Annotated in this window: 10 protein-coding genes and 1 pseudogene; 9 read left to right on the top strand and 2 right to left on the bottom strand. The window is 38.1% G+C overall.

Annotation, left to right across the window (positions count from 1 at the left end; translation table 11 throughout):
* Positions 1-71: 71 nt before the first annotated feature.
* The 8 genes and pseudogenes from pth (at position 72) to H8S01_RS02295 (ending at position 9,383) form a co-directional block, all read left to right on the top strand.
* Positions 72-632: an aminoacyl-tRNA hydrolase gene (pth, locus tag H8S01_RS02325; protein WP_021865171.1), complete on the top strand. Its 561-nt coding sequence runs from the start codon at positions 72-74 to the stop codon at positions 630-632.
* Between the two features lie 52 nt (positions 633-684).
* Complete coding sequence (gene mfd / locus H8S01_RS02320; RefSeq protein ID WP_186836032.1) at positions 685-4,239, top strand: transcription-repair coupling factor; 3,555 nt, start codon at positions 685-687, stop codon at positions 4,237-4,239.
* Positions 4,240-4,393: 154 nt separating this feature from the next.
* A complete protein-coding gene (locus tag H8S01_RS02315) occupies positions 4,394-5,368 on the top strand; it encodes an aldolase catalytic domain-containing protein (RefSeq protein WP_021865169.1) in 975 nt (324 codons plus the stop codon).
* Positions 5,369-5,448: 80 nt separating this feature from the next.
* The gene (locus H8S01_RS02310; RefSeq protein ID WP_186836031.1) at positions 5,449-6,474 is read left to right on the top strand and encodes a branched-chain amino acid aminotransferase; all 1,026 of its coding nucleotides are present in this window, start codon (positions 5,449-5,451) and stop codon (positions 6,472-6,474) included.
* A 213-nt stretch (positions 6,475-6,687) separates the two neighbouring features.
* A complete protein-coding gene (locus H8S01_RS02305) occupies positions 6,688-6,915 on the top strand; it encodes a hypothetical protein (RefSeq protein WP_021865167.1) in 228 nt (75 codons plus the stop codon).
* 146 nt (positions 6,916-7,061) lie between these two features.
* Positions 7,062-7,820, top strand: a pseudogene (locus H8S01_RS14410) (amino acid ABC transporter substrate-binding protein); the annotation flags it as partial.
* Positions 7,821-7,925: 105 nt separating this feature from the next.
* On the top strand, positions 7,926-8,564 hold the full coding sequence (locus tag H8S01_RS14405) for an amino acid ABC transporter permease (protein ID WP_243204187.1): 639 nt from the start codon (positions 7,926-7,928) through the stop codon (positions 8,562-8,564).
* Positions 8,565-8,621: 57 nt separating this feature from the next.
* Complete coding sequence (locus H8S01_RS02295) at positions 8,622-9,383, top strand: amino acid ABC transporter ATP-binding protein (protein WP_279287859.1); 762 nt, start codon at positions 8,622-8,624, stop codon at positions 9,381-9,383.
* An 88-nt stretch (positions 9,384-9,471) separates the two neighbouring features.
* Here H8S01_RS02295 and H8S01_RS02290 read toward each other — a convergent pair whose 3' ends face one another.
* On the bottom strand, positions 9,472-12,132 hold the full coding sequence (locus H8S01_RS02290) for a cation-translocating P-type ATPase (protein WP_186836030.1): 2,661 nt from the start codon (positions 12,130-12,132) through the stop codon (positions 9,472-9,474).
* Positions 12,133-12,486: 354 nt separating this feature from the next.
* Positions 12,487-13,308 (bottom strand): AraC family transcriptional regulator, encoded by an 822-nt coding sequence (locus H8S01_RS02285; protein WP_186836029.1) that lies wholly within the window; start codon positions 13,306-13,308, stop codon positions 12,487-12,489.
* 279 nt (positions 13,309-13,587) lie between these two features.
* Between H8S01_RS02285 and H8S01_RS02280 the strand changes: the two genes are divergently transcribed.
* Complete coding sequence (locus tag H8S01_RS02280; RefSeq protein WP_186836028.1) at positions 13,588-16,386, top strand: pectinesterase family protein; 2,799 nt, start codon at positions 13,588-13,590, stop codon at positions 16,384-16,386.
* Positions 16,387-16,425 lie beyond the last annotated feature (39 nt).

Raw genomic sequence — 16,425 nt, 5'->3', positions numbered from 1 at the left:
TTAATATGGCTATAATAGCTATTTCATCTGAGCTGATTTTTTATTGCGGCGGTGGGAAGGAGTTTAATTTTATGTATATAATAGCAGGACTTGGAAATCCGGGAAAAGAATATGCAGGTACAAGACACAACGCAGGATTTGCGGTTATAGATGCACTTGCTGATAAATATAATATAGATGTGGATACAGCTAAGCATAAAGGGCTTATCGGAAAAGGAATAATCGACGGTCAGAAGGTAATACTTGTAAAGCCGCTCACATATATGAATCTTTCAGGAGAATGTATACGTGAGGTTATGGATTATTATAAGGCAGATATTGATGACTTAATAGTAATATTTGACGATATAAGTCTTGAGCCCGGAAGACTGAGGCTTCGTGCAAAGGGAAGTGCCGGAGGTCACAATGGTATCAAAAATATTATTGCACAGCTTGGAAGTGACAAATTTAAGCGTATAAAATTTGGTGTCGGAGACAAGCCAAAGGAATGGGATCTTGCAGACTGGGTTCTGTCAAGATATCCGAAAGAGGTTGAGGCTGATGTGGAAAATGGAATAAAGAAAGCCTGTGATGCCGTTGCATGCATAATGAATGAAGGCATAGAAAGCGGCATGAATAAATATAACGGGTAAATATATTGTTAATACAAAAAACAGTAATTTATAAAATAACGGAGTTATATAAATGAAGACATTTTATGCACCGCTTTCTGAGTTGGCGGGAATAGAACAGTTAAAGAAAGATTTTGAAGTTACAGGGCAGCCGGTTATGATAAGCGGCTGCATAGATACCCAGAAAATTCATCTTGTTCATGCTGCCGTAAATGATTACAGATTTCGTCTTATAATAACGGGTGACGAGGCAAAAGCACGCGAAATGCAGGAGGATTCACGATTTTTTGATAAATCGAGTATATACTATCCTGCGAAAGATTTCATATTTTACAGTGCTGATGTACATGGTAATCAGCTTGCGGGTGAACGGTTAAGATGTATACAAAAAATTATTGCAGCACAAGATAATAGGACAAACATTACCGTTATTACTACAATTGACGGATGTGTTGATATGCTTATGCCGCTGCAAAGATACCGTGATAATATAATTCATTTTAAAAATAGTGATATTATTGATACGGAAAAGCTTATTTCTAAGCTTGTAGGAATCGGATATACAAGAGTTCCGATGATTGACGGACAGGGGCAGTTTGCGGTCCGTGGCGGAATAATAGATATATTTTCATATACGGATGAGACTCCGGTGCGTATTGAATTGTGGGATGATGAAATCGATTCAATACGTTTTTTTGACGTGGAGAGCCAGCGTTCAGTTGAAAAAATACAGACATACGACGTATTTCCGGCGACAGAGTGGATTTTATCTGAGGATGAAATAGATGCGGGATTTGAAAAAGTAAAAGATGAAGTTGAAAAGCAGCTTGTTACGCTTGGAAATGATAAGAAGAAAAAGACACAGCAGGAGATGGATGCATGTAACAGATTAAGACATGCATATGCTGATTTTGAAAGAACGAGAGATTACAGTAAATTTATACTGTCATTTACTGATGAGATAGAAGGGTTCACAGACTATTTTCCAAAAGATGAAACAGTTTTTGTGCTTGATGAGCCGGACAGGATTATGGAGAGAATGGAACTCATCTCATATGAGTATGAAGAGAGCATGAAGAACCGTCTTGAAGGCGGATATGTCGTTGCAAGCCAGACAAAGCTTATGCGTCCGATTGCAGAAGTTTACAAAAATATGCAGTCTTCAAGGCTTATGCTTTTATCGTCACTTGATTACAAGCCGAAAATGTTAAAACCGGCAGATTATCTGAGAATTGATGCGAGAAGCATAAGTTCTTATAATAACAGCTTTGAGTATCTTGCAGATGATATTAATAAATATAAAAGAACAGGGTACAGAGTTGTCCTTGTGTGCAATTCAAGAACGAGGGCGGCAAGAATTGTAGCAGATTTAGAGGAGCTGGGCACGCAGAGCTATTTCAGTGAGGATTATGACAAAGAAATAATGCCGGGAACTGTTATGGTTACGTATGGAAATATCCATCGTGGCTTTGAATATCCGCTTATTGGTTTTGTAATCATTACTGAAAATGATATATTTACGAGCCGTACAAGAAAGAAGCAGAAGAAGAAATACGAGGGCAGGTCAATTGCCGGATTTAACGAACTTAATGTCGGTGATTATGTTGTCCATGAAATGCACGGACTTGGTGTATACAAGGGAATTGAAAAGATTACTGTTGAGGGCGTTGAAAAAGATTATATCAAGATAGAGTACGCCGGGAACAGCAATCTGTATGTTCTTGCCACACAGCTTGACAGGCTTCAGAAATATGCTGCATCAGACACGGAAAAGAAGCCTAAGTTGAATAAACTTGGAAGTGTCGAGTGGAATAAGACCAAAGCAAAGGTTCACGGAGCTGTTGAGGAGATAGCAAAGGATCTTGTGGAACTTTATTCAATAAGACAGAACCAGAAGGGTTATGCATTTGGACCTGACACTGTATGGCAGAAAGAATTTGAAGAAATGTTCCCATATGAGGAGACTGATGACCAGCTTAATGCCATAGCTGATACTAAGGCGGATATGGAAAGCACACGAATCATGGACAGACTTATATGTGGCGATGTCGGATACGGAAAAACTGAAGTTGCCATACGTGCGGCATTTAAGGCTGTACAGGAAGGAAAACAGGTTGCTTACCTTGTGCCGACGACAATTCTTGCACAGCAGCATTTCAATACATTTGAGCAGAGAATGAAAAATTTTCCTCTTAAAGTTGCACAGCTTTCAAGTTTCAGAACCAACAAAGAAATAAAAGAAACGCTTGCTGATTTGAAGAAAGGTTTTGTCGATGTTGTTATAGGAACTCATCGTCTGCTTTCAAAAGATGTAGAATTCAAAGACCTCGGACTTCTCATAATAGACGAGGAGCAGCGTTTTGGTGTGGCACACAAGGAAAAAATCAAGAAACTGAAAAATAATATTGATGTTCTTACGCTCAGTGCAACACCGATACCAAGAACGCTTCACATGAGCCTTGTCGGAATAAGGGATATGAGTGTGCTTGAAGAACCGCCTGTAGACAGAGTACCGATTCAGACATTCGTGACGGAACATAACGACGAGATGATTCGCGAAGCGATAAACAGAGAGCTTGCAAGAGGCGGACAGGTGTATTATGTATACAATCGTGTCAGAAGCATAGATGAGGCGGCTGCACACATCCAGGAACTTGTTCCGCAGGCAAATGTGGCATTTGCCCATGGTCAGATGGAAAAGCGTGAACTTGAAAAGATTATGGTCGATTTTATCAATGGTGATATAGATGTGCTTATTTCGACAACTATCATTGAGACGGGCATGGATATTTCCAATGTAAACACGATGATTATAGAGGATGCCGATAAATTCGGGCTTTCGCAGCTTTATCAGCTACGCGGGCGTGTCGGTAGAAGCAACAGGACGGCATATGCATTTCTTTTATACAGAAGAGACAGGATGCTTACAGAGGTCGCCGAGAAACGGCTTTCTGCGATAAGAGAGTTTTCTGATTTTGGTTCAGGATTTAAGATTGCAATGAAAGACCTTGAAATCAGGGGAGCGGGAAATGTTCTCGGAAAGAGCCAGCATGGACACATGGCAGCAGTAGGTTATGATTTGTACTGTAAAATGTTAAATGAAGCCGTTAATGACTTAAAAGGAATTAAGAACGAATATAGTTTTGAAACGAATGTTGATTTGTCTGTGGATGCCTATATTCCTTCGACATATATCAAAAGTGAATATCAGAAGCTTGATATTTATAAACGTATTGCAGCTATTGAGAGCGAGGAAGAATTAAGCGACATGAAAGATGAACTTGTAGACAGATATGGTTCATTAAGCACACCGGCAGTTAATCTTTTAAATATTGCCCTCATTAAGTCAATGGCTCATAAAATCGGAATTATGGAAATGAAAGGAACTATTGAGGATGGACCGTCAGGTTGTTATAAGACAGTTATGAAAGTTTATCCTAAGGCAGAAATAAATACAGAGGCAATTCCGGATTTTATTGACAGCTTCGGAGGGGCAATGAAGCTTGTAAGCGGTTCACAGCCGCAGTTTATCTGGCGTGTGACAAAAAAGAAATACAATAATGCTGGAGAATATCTTACAGGTATTAAAGAGATGCTCAAACTTATGCAGAATAAACTTCAACTTTAATAAAAAAAGCTTATAAATGTTTTGACTTTTCGATTTAAAGTGGTATACTTATATCAATTTAACGCTTTAAAGTGAAAAATACAGACGTATAAATTAAATTAGGCGTCATGGTGAAATACGCATGGTAAAGCAAAAACATACGGAGGATTTTTTTATGCAACAGAAAGGTGAATTAATTTCGTTCAGACCAGACATCAAGGTTGTTGACTGCACAATAAGAGACGGAGGTCTTGTTAATAATTTTTATTTTGATGATGAATTTGTAAAAGATTTATATAAAACAAATGCTGCCGCAGGCGTTGATTATATGGAGTTCGGTTATAAGGCTTCAAAGGATTTGTTTGACGTGAATGAATTTGGCAAGTGGAAGTTCTGTGACGAGCAGGATATAAGAGATATTGTCGGTGATAATGATACTGACATGAAGATTTCGGTTATGGCGGATGTCGGAAGAACTGATTATAAAAAGGATATCATTCCGAAAAAAGACAGTGTAATTGATATGATTCGTATTGCGACATATGTAAATACTATCCCGGCAGCAGTTGAGATGATTAATTACTGTGCTGATATGGGATATGAGACAACAATAAATATTATGGCAGTTTCTACTGCACAGGAAAGTGAGCTTGATCTGGCACTTGATTTGCTTTCAAAGAGCAAGGCAGATGTTATTTACCTTGTTGACAGCTATGGTTCACTTTACCCTGAACAGATAAGAAGATATGCTGATAAGTACATTAAGGTTGCAGAAGCAGCAGGAAAGAAAGTTGGTATTCATGCACATAATAACCAGCAGCTTGCATTTGCAAATACAATTGAAGCATGTGCCTTCGGTGTAAGTTATCTTGATGCGACAATGAGCGGTATGGGAAGAGGGGCAGGAAACTGCTATATGGAACTCCTTCTGGGATTTTTAAGAAATCCTAAGTACAGCCTGAATCCTGTTCTTAAGTTTATTGAAAACAGAATTCTTCCACTGAAAAAATCAGGTGTTGTATGGGGATGTGATGTGCAGTACATGCTTACCGGACAGCAGAACCAGCATCCAAGAACAGCCATTGCATTTACAGCTGACAAGAGAGAAGACTATTTTACATTTTATCAGTCAGTGCTTGACAGGGAATAATTAAGCAGATAATGTTGTTGACTTTAATATAGTATCGTATTAAAATACGTGTAAGTATTTTATGAAAGGAAGTAATAAAGATGGAAAAGAAAAATCTTGACTGGTCAAATCTCGGTTTTGGTTACATGAAGACTGACAAGAGATTTGTTGCAAATTTCAAAGATGGAGCATGGGATGACGGTGTCATTACAGAAGATGATAAGGTCGTGATTAGCGAGTGTGCAGGCGTGCTTCAGTATGCACAGACATGTTTTGAAGGAATGAAAGCATATACAACACAAGACGGTCATGTAGTCATTTTCCGTCCTGATATGAATGCTGAGAGAATGGCAAACTCATGCCGCAGACTTGAGATGCCGATTTATCCTGAAGATAAGTTTGTAGAAGCAGTTGCAAAGACTGTTAAGGCTAACGATGCATGGGTACCTCCATTTGGTTCAGGTGCGTCTCTCTACATTCGTCCATATATGTTTGGTAGTAATCCTGTTATTGGTGTTAAGCCGGCTGATGAATATCAGTTCAGAATTCTCGTTACACCTGTTGGACCTTATTTCAAGGGTGGTGCTAAGCCCCTCACAATCAAAGTTTCTGATTTCGATAGAGCAGCACCTCACGGAACAGGTCATATCAAAGCAGGTCTTAACTATGCAATGAGCCTTCATGCTATTGTTACAGCACATGAAGAAGGTTATGCAGAAAATATGTACCTTGACCCTGCAACAAGAACAAAAGTTGAAGAGACAGGCGGAGCTAACTTTATATTCGTAACAAAGGATGGCAAGGTTGTAACACCTAAGTCTGACAGTATCCTTCCTTCAATCACACGTCGTTCACTTATTTATGTTGCTAAGGAATACCTTGGACTTGAAGTTGAAGAAAGAGAAGTATTATTCGATGAAGTTAAAGACTTTGCTGAATGTGGTCTTTGCGGTACAGCTGCAGTTATCTCACCTGTAGGCAAGATTGTAAATCATGGCGAAGAAATCTGTTTCCCTAGCGGAATGGAGAAGATGGGTCCTACAATCCAGAAGCTCTACGATACTCTTACAGGTATCCAGATGGGTAAGATTGAAGCTCCTAAGGGCTGGATTTACACAGTTGAATAATAGTAGATTTATACAAATATAATATTATATTGACTCAGACGCCGGCTTGTAAGATTAATTCTTTGGCCGGCGTTTATTATGTATGCGGGAAACAGGCTGCAGACTGTGCATACACGGAAAATATTGTTTATATAATTAAGTCATTTTATATGGATTTTTTATGAACAATATGTTATTATTTAATAACAATAAATGAGAAAGAGGCGTTTTAATATGGCAGAATTTGGTACGAATGAGCGGGTTCTGCGTTCGGATGTATCACCTGAAGAATGCAAGAAGATAGAAAAGGTCTTACGGAAGAATAATATTTCCTATTATGAAAAATGGAAAACGCATTCAGGCTTACTGAAGTTCCTGGACAATAGTAAGAATATGAAGTGTGATATATACATACATATGGATTCGTATGACGAAGCAAAAAAGGTATTAGGAGATAATTAATATCTGAATGGTGGCAGCTGTGGCAGTATAGTGCCACAGCTTATTTTATGTACGCACAGGGCGGTTTATGGAAGCCGACGGGAAGTATTTCTCATAGTTTTTGATAAAGGAGAAAAAAATTGAAGGCGATTTTGAAAAAACTTATTATGGCTGCGGCTCTTGTAGCTGTAATGGCAGGTGTGATTACCGGCTGCGGCAGTAAAAAGAATGACAGTAACGTGGCAAAAAACAGCGGGGATACATTTACGGTAGGTTTTGATGCGGAATTTCCGCCGTATGGATACAAAGATGACAGCGGAGAGTATGTCGGATTTGACCTTGACCTTGCAGCAGAGGTATGTTCAAGAAATGGTTGGACACTTGTAAAGCAGCCTATTGAATGGGAAAGCAAGGATATGGAACTTAATTCAGGTATGATTGACTGTATCTGGAACGGTTTTACAATGGACGGACGTGAAAAGGAATATACGTGGTCAACTGCTTATGTAGACAATTCACAGGTTGTGGTTGTAAAGAAAAATTCAGGAATAACAAAGCTTTCTGATCTTGCAGGTAAAAATGTTATAGTACAGTCTGATTCATCGGCACTTGCAGCATTTACAGGAGAAGATGCCGACGAGGAAAATATCAGGCTTGCAGCAAGTTTTAAGTCGCTTCAGCAGGTTGGAGATTACAACAGTGCATTTCTTAATCTTGATGCCGGTTCTGCAGATGCGGTATGTATGGATATAGGTGTTGCAAAGTATGAAGTTGAGTCGCGTGGTGATACATTTACAATTCTTAACGAGCATGTTTCAAGCGAGGAATATGGTGTCGGCTTTAAGAAGGGCAATACGCAGTTAAGAAATCAGGTTCAGGAAACACTTGAAGAGATGCTTGCTGATGGCTCGTTTGATTCAATTGTTCAGAAATGGGGACTTGAGGAGTCTGCATGTCTTGGACAGCCGGGAACAGATTCTGTTATGAAAGCGGAGGATACTGTTAAAGAAAAAACCGGATTTTTAGACAATATGCTTGATATATTAAGACAGCTTTTATCAGGAATGCTTGCATCACTTGGTATATTTGTGCTTACACTTATATTCTCACTTCCGCTTGGACTTGTTATTACATTTATAAGACGTTCAAAGTTAAAAGTACTTAACTGGATAGCAAGAATATATATTTCAATTATGCGTGGCACGCCGCTTATGCTGCAGCTTCTTGTAGTATTTTTCGGACCGTATTATCTTTTCGGAATGTCACTTTCTAACAGTTACAGGTTTTACGCTGTAATTATAGGATTTTCACTTAATTATGCGGCATATTTTGCAGAGATTTACCGCTCGGGAATAGAAGCGGTTCCAAAAGGCCAGTATGAGGCAGCAGCAGTTCTTGGCTATTCAAGAACACAGACATTTGTACGAATTATTTTTCCGCAGATGGTAAAAATTGTGCTTCCACCAGTTACAAATGAAGTAATTACACTTGTAAAAGATACATCGCTTGCATTTGCACTTGCATACACAGAAATGTTTACACTTGCAAAACAGATTGCGGCGGCACAGACAAGCATTATGCCACTTTTTGTTGCAGGTCTTTTCTATTACATATTTAACTTTGTAGTTGCATATGGCATGGAGAAACTTGAAAACAAAATGAAGTATTAAGATTATTTGTGATTATTTAAGATGTGTATTGTGTAAATGCACGGGAAGGATGAGTATATGAAGCTGCTTGAAATGAAAAATGTGCAGAAAAGCTTTGGCGGGCTTGAAGTGCTTAAAGATATTTCGTTAGATGTTAATAAAGGTGAAGTAGTGGCGATAATCGGACCTTCAGGTTCAGGAAAATCAACATTTTTAAGATGTGCCACACTTCTTGAAACAATGGATAAAGGAACTCTTTGTTATGGGGGAAAATATGCCACAACAAATAAACCTGATGAGAACACTTCATATGTTGGCAAGAAAGAAATGCTTGAAGTGAAGAGCCAGTTTGGTCTTGTGTTTCAGAATTTCAATCTTTTTCCACATTATACAGTATTGAAAAATATTATTGATGCACCTGTACATGTTCAGGGAAAGTCAAAGGAAGAAGCAGAAAAGACAGCAAGAGCACTTCTTAAAAAAGTGGGACTTGAGAGTAAAGAGGACAGTTATCCGAGCCAGTTATCAGGAGGCCAGCAGCAAAGAGTCGCCATTGCAAGGGCACTGGCAATGAATCCGCAGATTCTGTTTTTTGATGAGCCTACATCGGCACTTGACCCGGAAATAACAGCCGGAATTCTTAAAGTATTAAAAGACCTTGCCGCAGAGAAGATGACAATGGTTATAGTTACACATGAAATCGACTTTGCGAGAAAAGTTGCAGACAGGGTAATATTTATGGATGGTGGAGTTATTGTCGAGCAGGGTAGTGCCGAGGAAGTAATCGGTAATCCAAAAAATGAGAGAACAAAAGCATTTTTGTCACATCTTAATGTGTAAATTAAAGAAGAATTGAAAAAGAATTGAAAAAGAATGGGACTGTTGTTGTGATTGTTTTAAATCAATCAAAGCAACAGTCCTGTTTTTATCAGTGATTTTTAATCATATATGAGACAGATTTTAAAATCTGTATGGTCATTGTAGGAACAAAAGCAAGAATTATAATTTGAAGCAGCTGCATCTTTGAAAGGGTTACAGCAGAAAACAGTGTTCCCAGAAACGGGATGGCTAATACCATGATGAGCAGGCATACACCGGCACAAAAAGCACTTACGCTGTAAATATTCGAGAAAAGTCCTGCTTTTGAAATTGGTTTGTCAGTGCGGCAGTTAAAACCATGAAAAAGTCTTGCAAGAGTAAGCGTTGCAAATGCCATAGTCATTGCAAGTGCGGGATTGGCTGCTGTTTGTGCACCCTGTGCAAAAACGGAATTGTTGTATCCCATATAATAAGCTGTCATTACTGCGATTGCAATAAGAAATCCCTGACCGATAATCCTGAAAAGGAATGATTTTGTGAGTATTCCCTGTGAAGGATCACGCGGTTTTTCATCAAGCAGTGAGTCGTCAACCGGTTCCATTCCAATTGCGATTGCCGGAAGCGAATCTGTGAGCAGATTAATGAACAGAAGCTGTACAGGAGCAAAAGGAACAGGAAGACCGGCAATTGATGTATACAGTACAGCGAGTATGGCTGCCATGTTTCCTGATAAAAGAAACAGTATTGCATTGCGGATATTGCGGTAAACACATCTGCCGTTTGTCACTGCTTTTATAATAGTTGCAAAATTATCATCAGCAAGAATCATGTCGGATGCATCTTTGGAAACTTCTGTACCTGTAATTCCCATGGCAACACCAACATCAGCCTTTTTAAGTGCCGGTGCATCGTTTACGCCATCGCCGGTCATTGAAACAATACGACCTTTGTTCTGCCATCTTTCAACAATACGAATTTTGTTTTCAGGTGATACACGGGCATATACACTTATTTTTTCAAGCTTTGAATCAAGTTCTTCATCGCTCATTGAATCAAGCTCGCTTCCTGTTACAGCAATGTCCCCCTGCCTGAATATTCCGATAGCTTCGGCGATTGCAGAGGCAGTTATTTTATGGTCGCCGGTAATCATAACTGGCATTATTCCGGCACGGCGTGCATCTTTTACCGCCTGAACTGCCTCTGGACGTGGCGGGTCAATCATCGATATAAGACCGATAAAAATAAAGTCATTTTCATTCTCAAAATTAAGTGGCTCATGGCATTCTTTGTATGCAAAAGCAAGGACACGCTGGCCTTTTCTTGAGAAAACTTCATTTTGCTGTTTTATAGAATCTATATCGCTGCTATTTATTTTGCGGACGCCATCATTATCACGTATAAAGCTGCAGCGGTCTAACAGTACATCCACTGCACCTTTTGTGAGAACAGTAGGAACATTGTGAATATAGTATTTGGTGCTCATCAGTTTTCTTACAGAGTCAAATGGCAGTTCTTCAATACGCTGCATGTGATTGCGTATGTGATTTTCATTAAATGAGTTGTCAGTACCGTCAAAAGGTACTTTTTTTAACATTTCAAGGAGTGCCGATTCAGTAGGATCTCCAATACATTTGCCATCGGTTATGCATGAATCGTTTGTAAGTATTGCATCATAAAGAAGATACCGGTGAAGCGGCAGGGAAATGTCAAGCTGTTCAGGTGATATTTCTTCGGAGTTGATGTAGATATTCTGCACAGTCATTTTATTCTGTGTAAGTGTGCCTGTTTTATCGGAGCATATTACGGATACACAGCCAAGACTTTCAACAGCTTTTAATTGTTTAATAATTGCATTTTCTTTTGCCATTTTGCGTGTTCCCATAGCCTGGACGATTGTAACGATAGAACTTAATGCTTCAGGAATAGCAGCAACTGCAAGTGCAACAGCGAACATCATTGAATCGAGCATAGGCATTTTACGCACAAGACATAAGGCAAATACCAGTCCACATATAATCATAATCATTATGGCAAGTTTTTTGCTGAAATCATCAAGGCTGACCTGAAGAGGAGTTTTTCTTTCTTTAACTGAATTCATAAGACCTGCGATATTTCCGATTTCAGTATCCATGCCGGTTGATGTAACGATTACTCTGGCTCTTCCGTATGTTACCAGACTGCCAGAATAGACCATGTTTGTGCGGTCGGCAAGAGGCGTGTCATTACCGAGGATATCATTAAATTTGTCAACATTGGCAGATTCACCTGTGAGAGCACTTTCATTTACCTGCAGGGAAAAACTTTCTATGATACGGCAGTCGGCAACGATTAAGTCACCGGCTTCAAGCATTATAATATCGCCGGGAACTATGTCTTTTGAATGAATTTCAATTACACTGCCATCACGTATGACTTTTGCCGAAGGTGATGAGAGCTGTTTCAGGCTTTCAAGTGAACGCTGTGCTTTGACATGCTGGATTGTTCCTAATACCGCATTCATTATGAGAACCAGAAATATTACAATTGTACTTTCAATATTACCTGAAAACATAGAAATAAGTGCTGCGATAAGCAGTATTACTATTAAAAGGTCACAAAACTGGCTGAAAAACACTTTTATAATGCTGTCGGGTTTCTGTTCGTCAAGTACATTTTCTCCTTTTTCAAGCAGGAGCTGTCTGGCACGATTACTGCTAAGTCCGTCCGGACCTGAGCCAAGTTCACTGATAATATCAGCAGATGCAAGGGACCAATAATTTTTTGTTTTCATAAAACTCCTTTCTTTGCGGCTATGGCTGCAAGTTACATTTTTATTACATATCAAAAAAGAGTATAAAAAAAGACTTTTATTGCACAAATACATAGATGTATACAATAGTTATACATCATATATACATATGCAATAAAAGTCTTGTCACCATAAGTGTGCCGACCGGCTGTAAGCAGCGGGATGACGAACGGCACAACATCTATATTAATTAAGATGTGGACTACTCCCTGATATTGATAATAAAATAACAGTCATATTTAATTATATTCGGTTCAAAAAAGATTATTCATGAACCATGTTTTGTAAAATATTATCATTGCAGAAGTAATGTGTCAAGAATAAAATCGTATATTTTTATTTGATATTTCCTTTAAGTTTCCGGTACTCGGTAGGTGAAACACCATTTTTTTGTTTAAATGAATCTCCGTAATAATTACTGTTTTCAAATCCACATTCAAACGCAATTTCTGTAATATTTTTATTAGTCTCAAGCAGCATTTTTTCTGATTTTGTTATACGAAGATTATTGATGTATTCTTTAAAGCCGGTTCCGATTACCGTCTTAAATCTCTTTGAAAAATATGACGGATTCAGGTGAAAACGTTCTGCAATATCTGAGAGTGTGAGCCGGCTCTGAAAATTTTCATTAATATAATCAACGGCAAGCTGCATTGTATTGCTTGAGTTATTAAAATCAATCGTGCGTCCGTCAAGCGGGATACTTCCACGCATGAGACGCAGTATAAATTCCTGAAAATAAACATTTAAAAATGCAGGACTTATATAATCACGCTGCTTATATTCATTTATCATATTAAGGATAAGCGAATCAAGAAAAGCCGTGTTTTCTGTACTATTATGAAGAACTGTAAATAGCCGGCTGTCAAGAGTTTCATTTCCAAACATGGAAATAACAGGTTGTATGTAGTTTGCGGAAAATTCTATGCATAATCTTTTATTTACTTCTGCAAGGTATGCTGTTTTGTGCAAAATATCAGGAGGAATAACTGCAATATCGCCTTTTTTCATCAGATATGTCTTGTCCTGTATATAAAAAGTGCATTGCCCGGATTGCAGATAAAAAATTTCATACCATGAATGGGAATGAAAGTTATACATTGCAAAATTAGCACCATGTGTCTGTTCGGATATTTCAAATCTGTTTGGTGAAGCCATAAGTCCTCCTTTTATTCTATAAATGTAAAATGCGGCTTCTGTGCTGACTTTGGAAAATTGCACAGAGTGCTCTTAATTGTTTTGTTTAAAATGACCAAATTATATAACAGCTTTTTTTGTTGCTTTGTAATATATTATATTATAAACCTAAAAAAAACTGTAATCAATACTAACTTCCTCTAAAAATAGGTAGAACACCTGGTATAAGTGTGATAGCCTTGTCATTACAAAAGCTTTGTAAAAGCTATGTAAAAAAAAGGGAAAGCGAGGGCTTTATTAATGAAATTTCGTTCATTAAAAAGAGTTATGGCTGTTGTTCTTACAGCATTGCTTGCGGTGACAGCAATGCCTTCAGGTCTGACAGGGCTTTTAAGTGTAAAAGCTGCAGAACCTGAGATTACAAAGACAACAACTACGTATGACTTCACTAAGTCAGGAAAGTGGAGTAATGTTACAACTGTAGGAGCAGTTCTTCCGGATAATTATGGAATTATTTTAGGAAAGACAGCAGGTTCAGGAGTAAGTAATGATGGAACATTAAGATTCCGTAACGGAAATGTATTATATTTTCCGATTAAGGATGATACAACAAAGGCCACTGTTACAATGACTTGTAATGGTGATAAGCCGGACAGACTTGTAATTTTTGGTGATAATACTAAAGATACTACATATAATGTTGCAATGTCATCAAAGGGTACAACTGTTACAGTTGACGATATTGACGATTATATCAGAACAGTTGAAGGAAAGAAATATCTTGCATTAGTTTCTAATGGTGATATTAAAGCAAAGACTATTACAATTGATGAATATAATCCGATTAATTCTGTCACAGTAAGCGGTACAGTTGAAAATGCTGTACAAAGAGGAGTTAAGAGCATTAAGTTCAAGAATCTTGATAATGATAAAGCAGCAGTTGTTATTGCTGATATTGATGCTTCAGGAAAGTATACAGCAGTATTAAAGAGAATAGCCGGTAATACTAATTATGTTGCAGTAATTACAAAGGCAGGCTCTAAAGTTGATGATACAAATGATGCTAATAAATTTACCCTTACAGGTAATTCAGCGACAGCAGAAGTTAATTTTAAAGCTGTTGAAGCACCTGTAGCCACAGTAGCAGGTACATTTACAGGAGTGCCTGATGCTGCATTAAAAGGTGATGTTGCTGTAGAATTAGTACCTGATGATACATCCCTTGATACAGTAACATTATCACTTACAAAGACAGCTGATGGTAATTATACATATGCACAGGAATATATTGTTCCTGATAAGGATTATGCAGTTGTAATTAAAAATGCAGATGATTATGAAGTAACAGAAAAAATTAATAAGGCCGAAGGCAAATATTCAGATGTTGCAATTAATGCATCAAAGAAGCCGGTTGTTGATGTTAAAGGTTCATTTGTTACTTCTGATAAGAAGAATGCTAATGTAACAAAGATAACATTTAAGAATATGGATACTCCTGATTACACATATACTTTTGATGTTTCAGGAAAATCATATAGTGTAAAGCTTCGTGCAGGTGAATATGAGACATCTGTTGAATGTGAAGGATATACAGCATATGATCATGTAAGTGTTGGTAATACAGCAGTGTCTAATGACGTATATCTTAATGCACCTGAAGATACATCAGCAGTTGCTTATGAAGCAGAAGTTAAGGTAGGTGCAGGTCAGAAGTTTGAAAAGATTGCAGATGCAGTTAAGTATATTGCAAGAATGGAAAGAAGTAAGGATGAGAGAGTAACAGTTGTCCTTACTGATGATTTATACAGAGAGCAGGTAATAGTAGATACTCCTAATATAACAATTAAGAGTGCAAAAGAGAGTGGTTCAACAATCACATGGTATTATGGCGTTGGATTCTCTTATTATAGTGCAAAGAAAACAACTGATGGAAAAAATGGTTCATATTATGATGAAGCATGGGCAGTTGATAAATATTATAAGACAGCAGTTGAGCAGAATCCGGGACATTGGGGTTCAACGGTAAATCTTTTTGCAAATGCAAAGGGATTCAAAGCTGAGAATATTACATTTGAAAATTCTCTTAACAGATATCTCACACAGGAAGAACTTGCAGATGGTGCAGATAAGAATGTAGCTCCTGCATGTACGGCCAGAACAACAGAAAATATTGATGTTCGTTCTAAAGCAGCTAAAGAGAGAGCGGCAGTTATCTATATCCAGGCTGATGATACAGAATATAAGGATTGTAAGTTCCTTAGCAGTCAGGATACAGTTTATACAGGTGATGCACAGGAAGTTTCATATTTTAAAAACTGTGTAATTGAGGGAACTACTGATTATATCTGTGGTGACGGTAATCCTGTATTTGACGAATGTACATTAAGCATGTACAGCTACAGCGATAAGGAAGCAGTAGCAAGTTACATTGTTGCTTCTAAGGCAAAGGGTAAGCATGGATATATATTTAACAATTGTAAGATTGTTACAACATCATCAACTGGTCTCAAAGCTACGTCAAAGAATATTCTTGCACGTGCATGGGGAGCAGGAACAGTTACATGGCTTAACACAGAAGTTGAGTCTGCAAATATGATTGATCCTGTTGCTTACAAAGATATGAATGCAAAAGTAAAAGATGCTCATTATTATGAATATAATACACATACACCTGATGGAACAGCAGTTGATACATCAGCAAGAGCAGAAGGCGTTACAATTCTTACAGCAGAAGACGCTGCAAAAATTGATATTAAGGCATTACATACAGCAGGTGAGTGGATAGTAGACAAGGAAGCAACAGAAGAAGAAGCAGGAAGCAAGCACAAAGAATGTACAGTCTGCGGACATGTAATGGAAGAGGCTGTTATTGATAAGCTTACACCTTCAACACCAGACCCAGAACCAACACCTGGCAACACAGATAATAATCAGCCAGCAGCACCTGAAGCAGAAAAACCAGCTGCAGAAGGTTCATCACCAAATACAGGTGATATGGGTATGATGGCAGTTGTAATGATGATGTCATTAATGGTAGCAGCAATGCTTGGTGCAGCGTATGTATTATTTGCACAGGCTCGTTCAAGAAAGAGAAGTTAAATTCTTGAAATTGAAAATACGTATTGTGGGTTTGTTTAG

Origin of the sequence: Lachnospira hominis (ex Liu et al. 2021), from assembly GCF_014287955.1 — a bacterium.
GTDB classification, from domain to species: domain Bacteria; phylum Bacillota; class Clostridia; order Lachnospirales; family Lachnospiraceae; genus Lachnospira; species Lachnospira hominis.
The sequence above is the reverse complement of the archived record's forward strand: the minus strand, read 5'-3'. Positions and strand labels throughout refer to the sequence as shown.

Bases quoted from the DNA above. Each gene is read 5' to 3' on its own strand.
- pth (WP_021865171.1), top strand. From the start codon at position 72: ATGTATATAATAGCAGGACTTGGAAATCCGGGAAAAGAATATGCAGGT.
- H8S01_RS02310 (WP_186836031.1), top strand. From the start codon at position 5,449: ATGGAAAAGAAAAATCTTGACTGGTCAAATCTCGGTTTTGGTTACATG.
- H8S01_RS02305 (WP_021865167.1), top strand. From the start codon at position 6,688: ATGGCAGAATTTGGTACGAATGAGCGGGTTCTGCGTTCGGATGTATCA.
- H8S01_RS02285 (WP_186836029.1), bottom strand. From the start codon at position 13,308: ATGGCTTCACCAAACAGATTTGAAATATCCGAACAGACACATGGTGCT.
- H8S01_RS02280 (WP_186836028.1), top strand. From the start codon at position 13,588: ATGAAATTTCGTTCATTAAAAAGAGTTATGGCTGTTGTTCTTACAGCA.
- H8S01_RS14405 (WP_243204187.1), top strand. From the start codon at position 7,926: ATGCTTGATATATTAAGACAGCTTTTATCAGGAATGCTTGCATCACTT.
- H8S01_RS02295 (WP_279287859.1), top strand. From the start codon at position 8,622: ATGAAGCTGCTTGAAATGAAAAATGTGCAGAAAAGCTTTGGCGGGCTT.
- H8S01_RS02290 (WP_186836030.1), bottom strand. From the start codon at position 12,132: ATGAAAACAAAAAATTATTGGTCCCTTGCATCTGCTGATATTATCAGT.
- mfd (WP_186836032.1), top strand. From the start codon at position 685: ATGAAGACATTTTATGCACCGCTTTCTGAGTTGGCGGGAATAGAACAG.
- H8S01_RS02315 (WP_021865169.1), top strand. From the start codon at position 4,394: ATGCAACAGAAAGGTGAATTAATTTCGTTCAGACCAGACATCAAGGTT.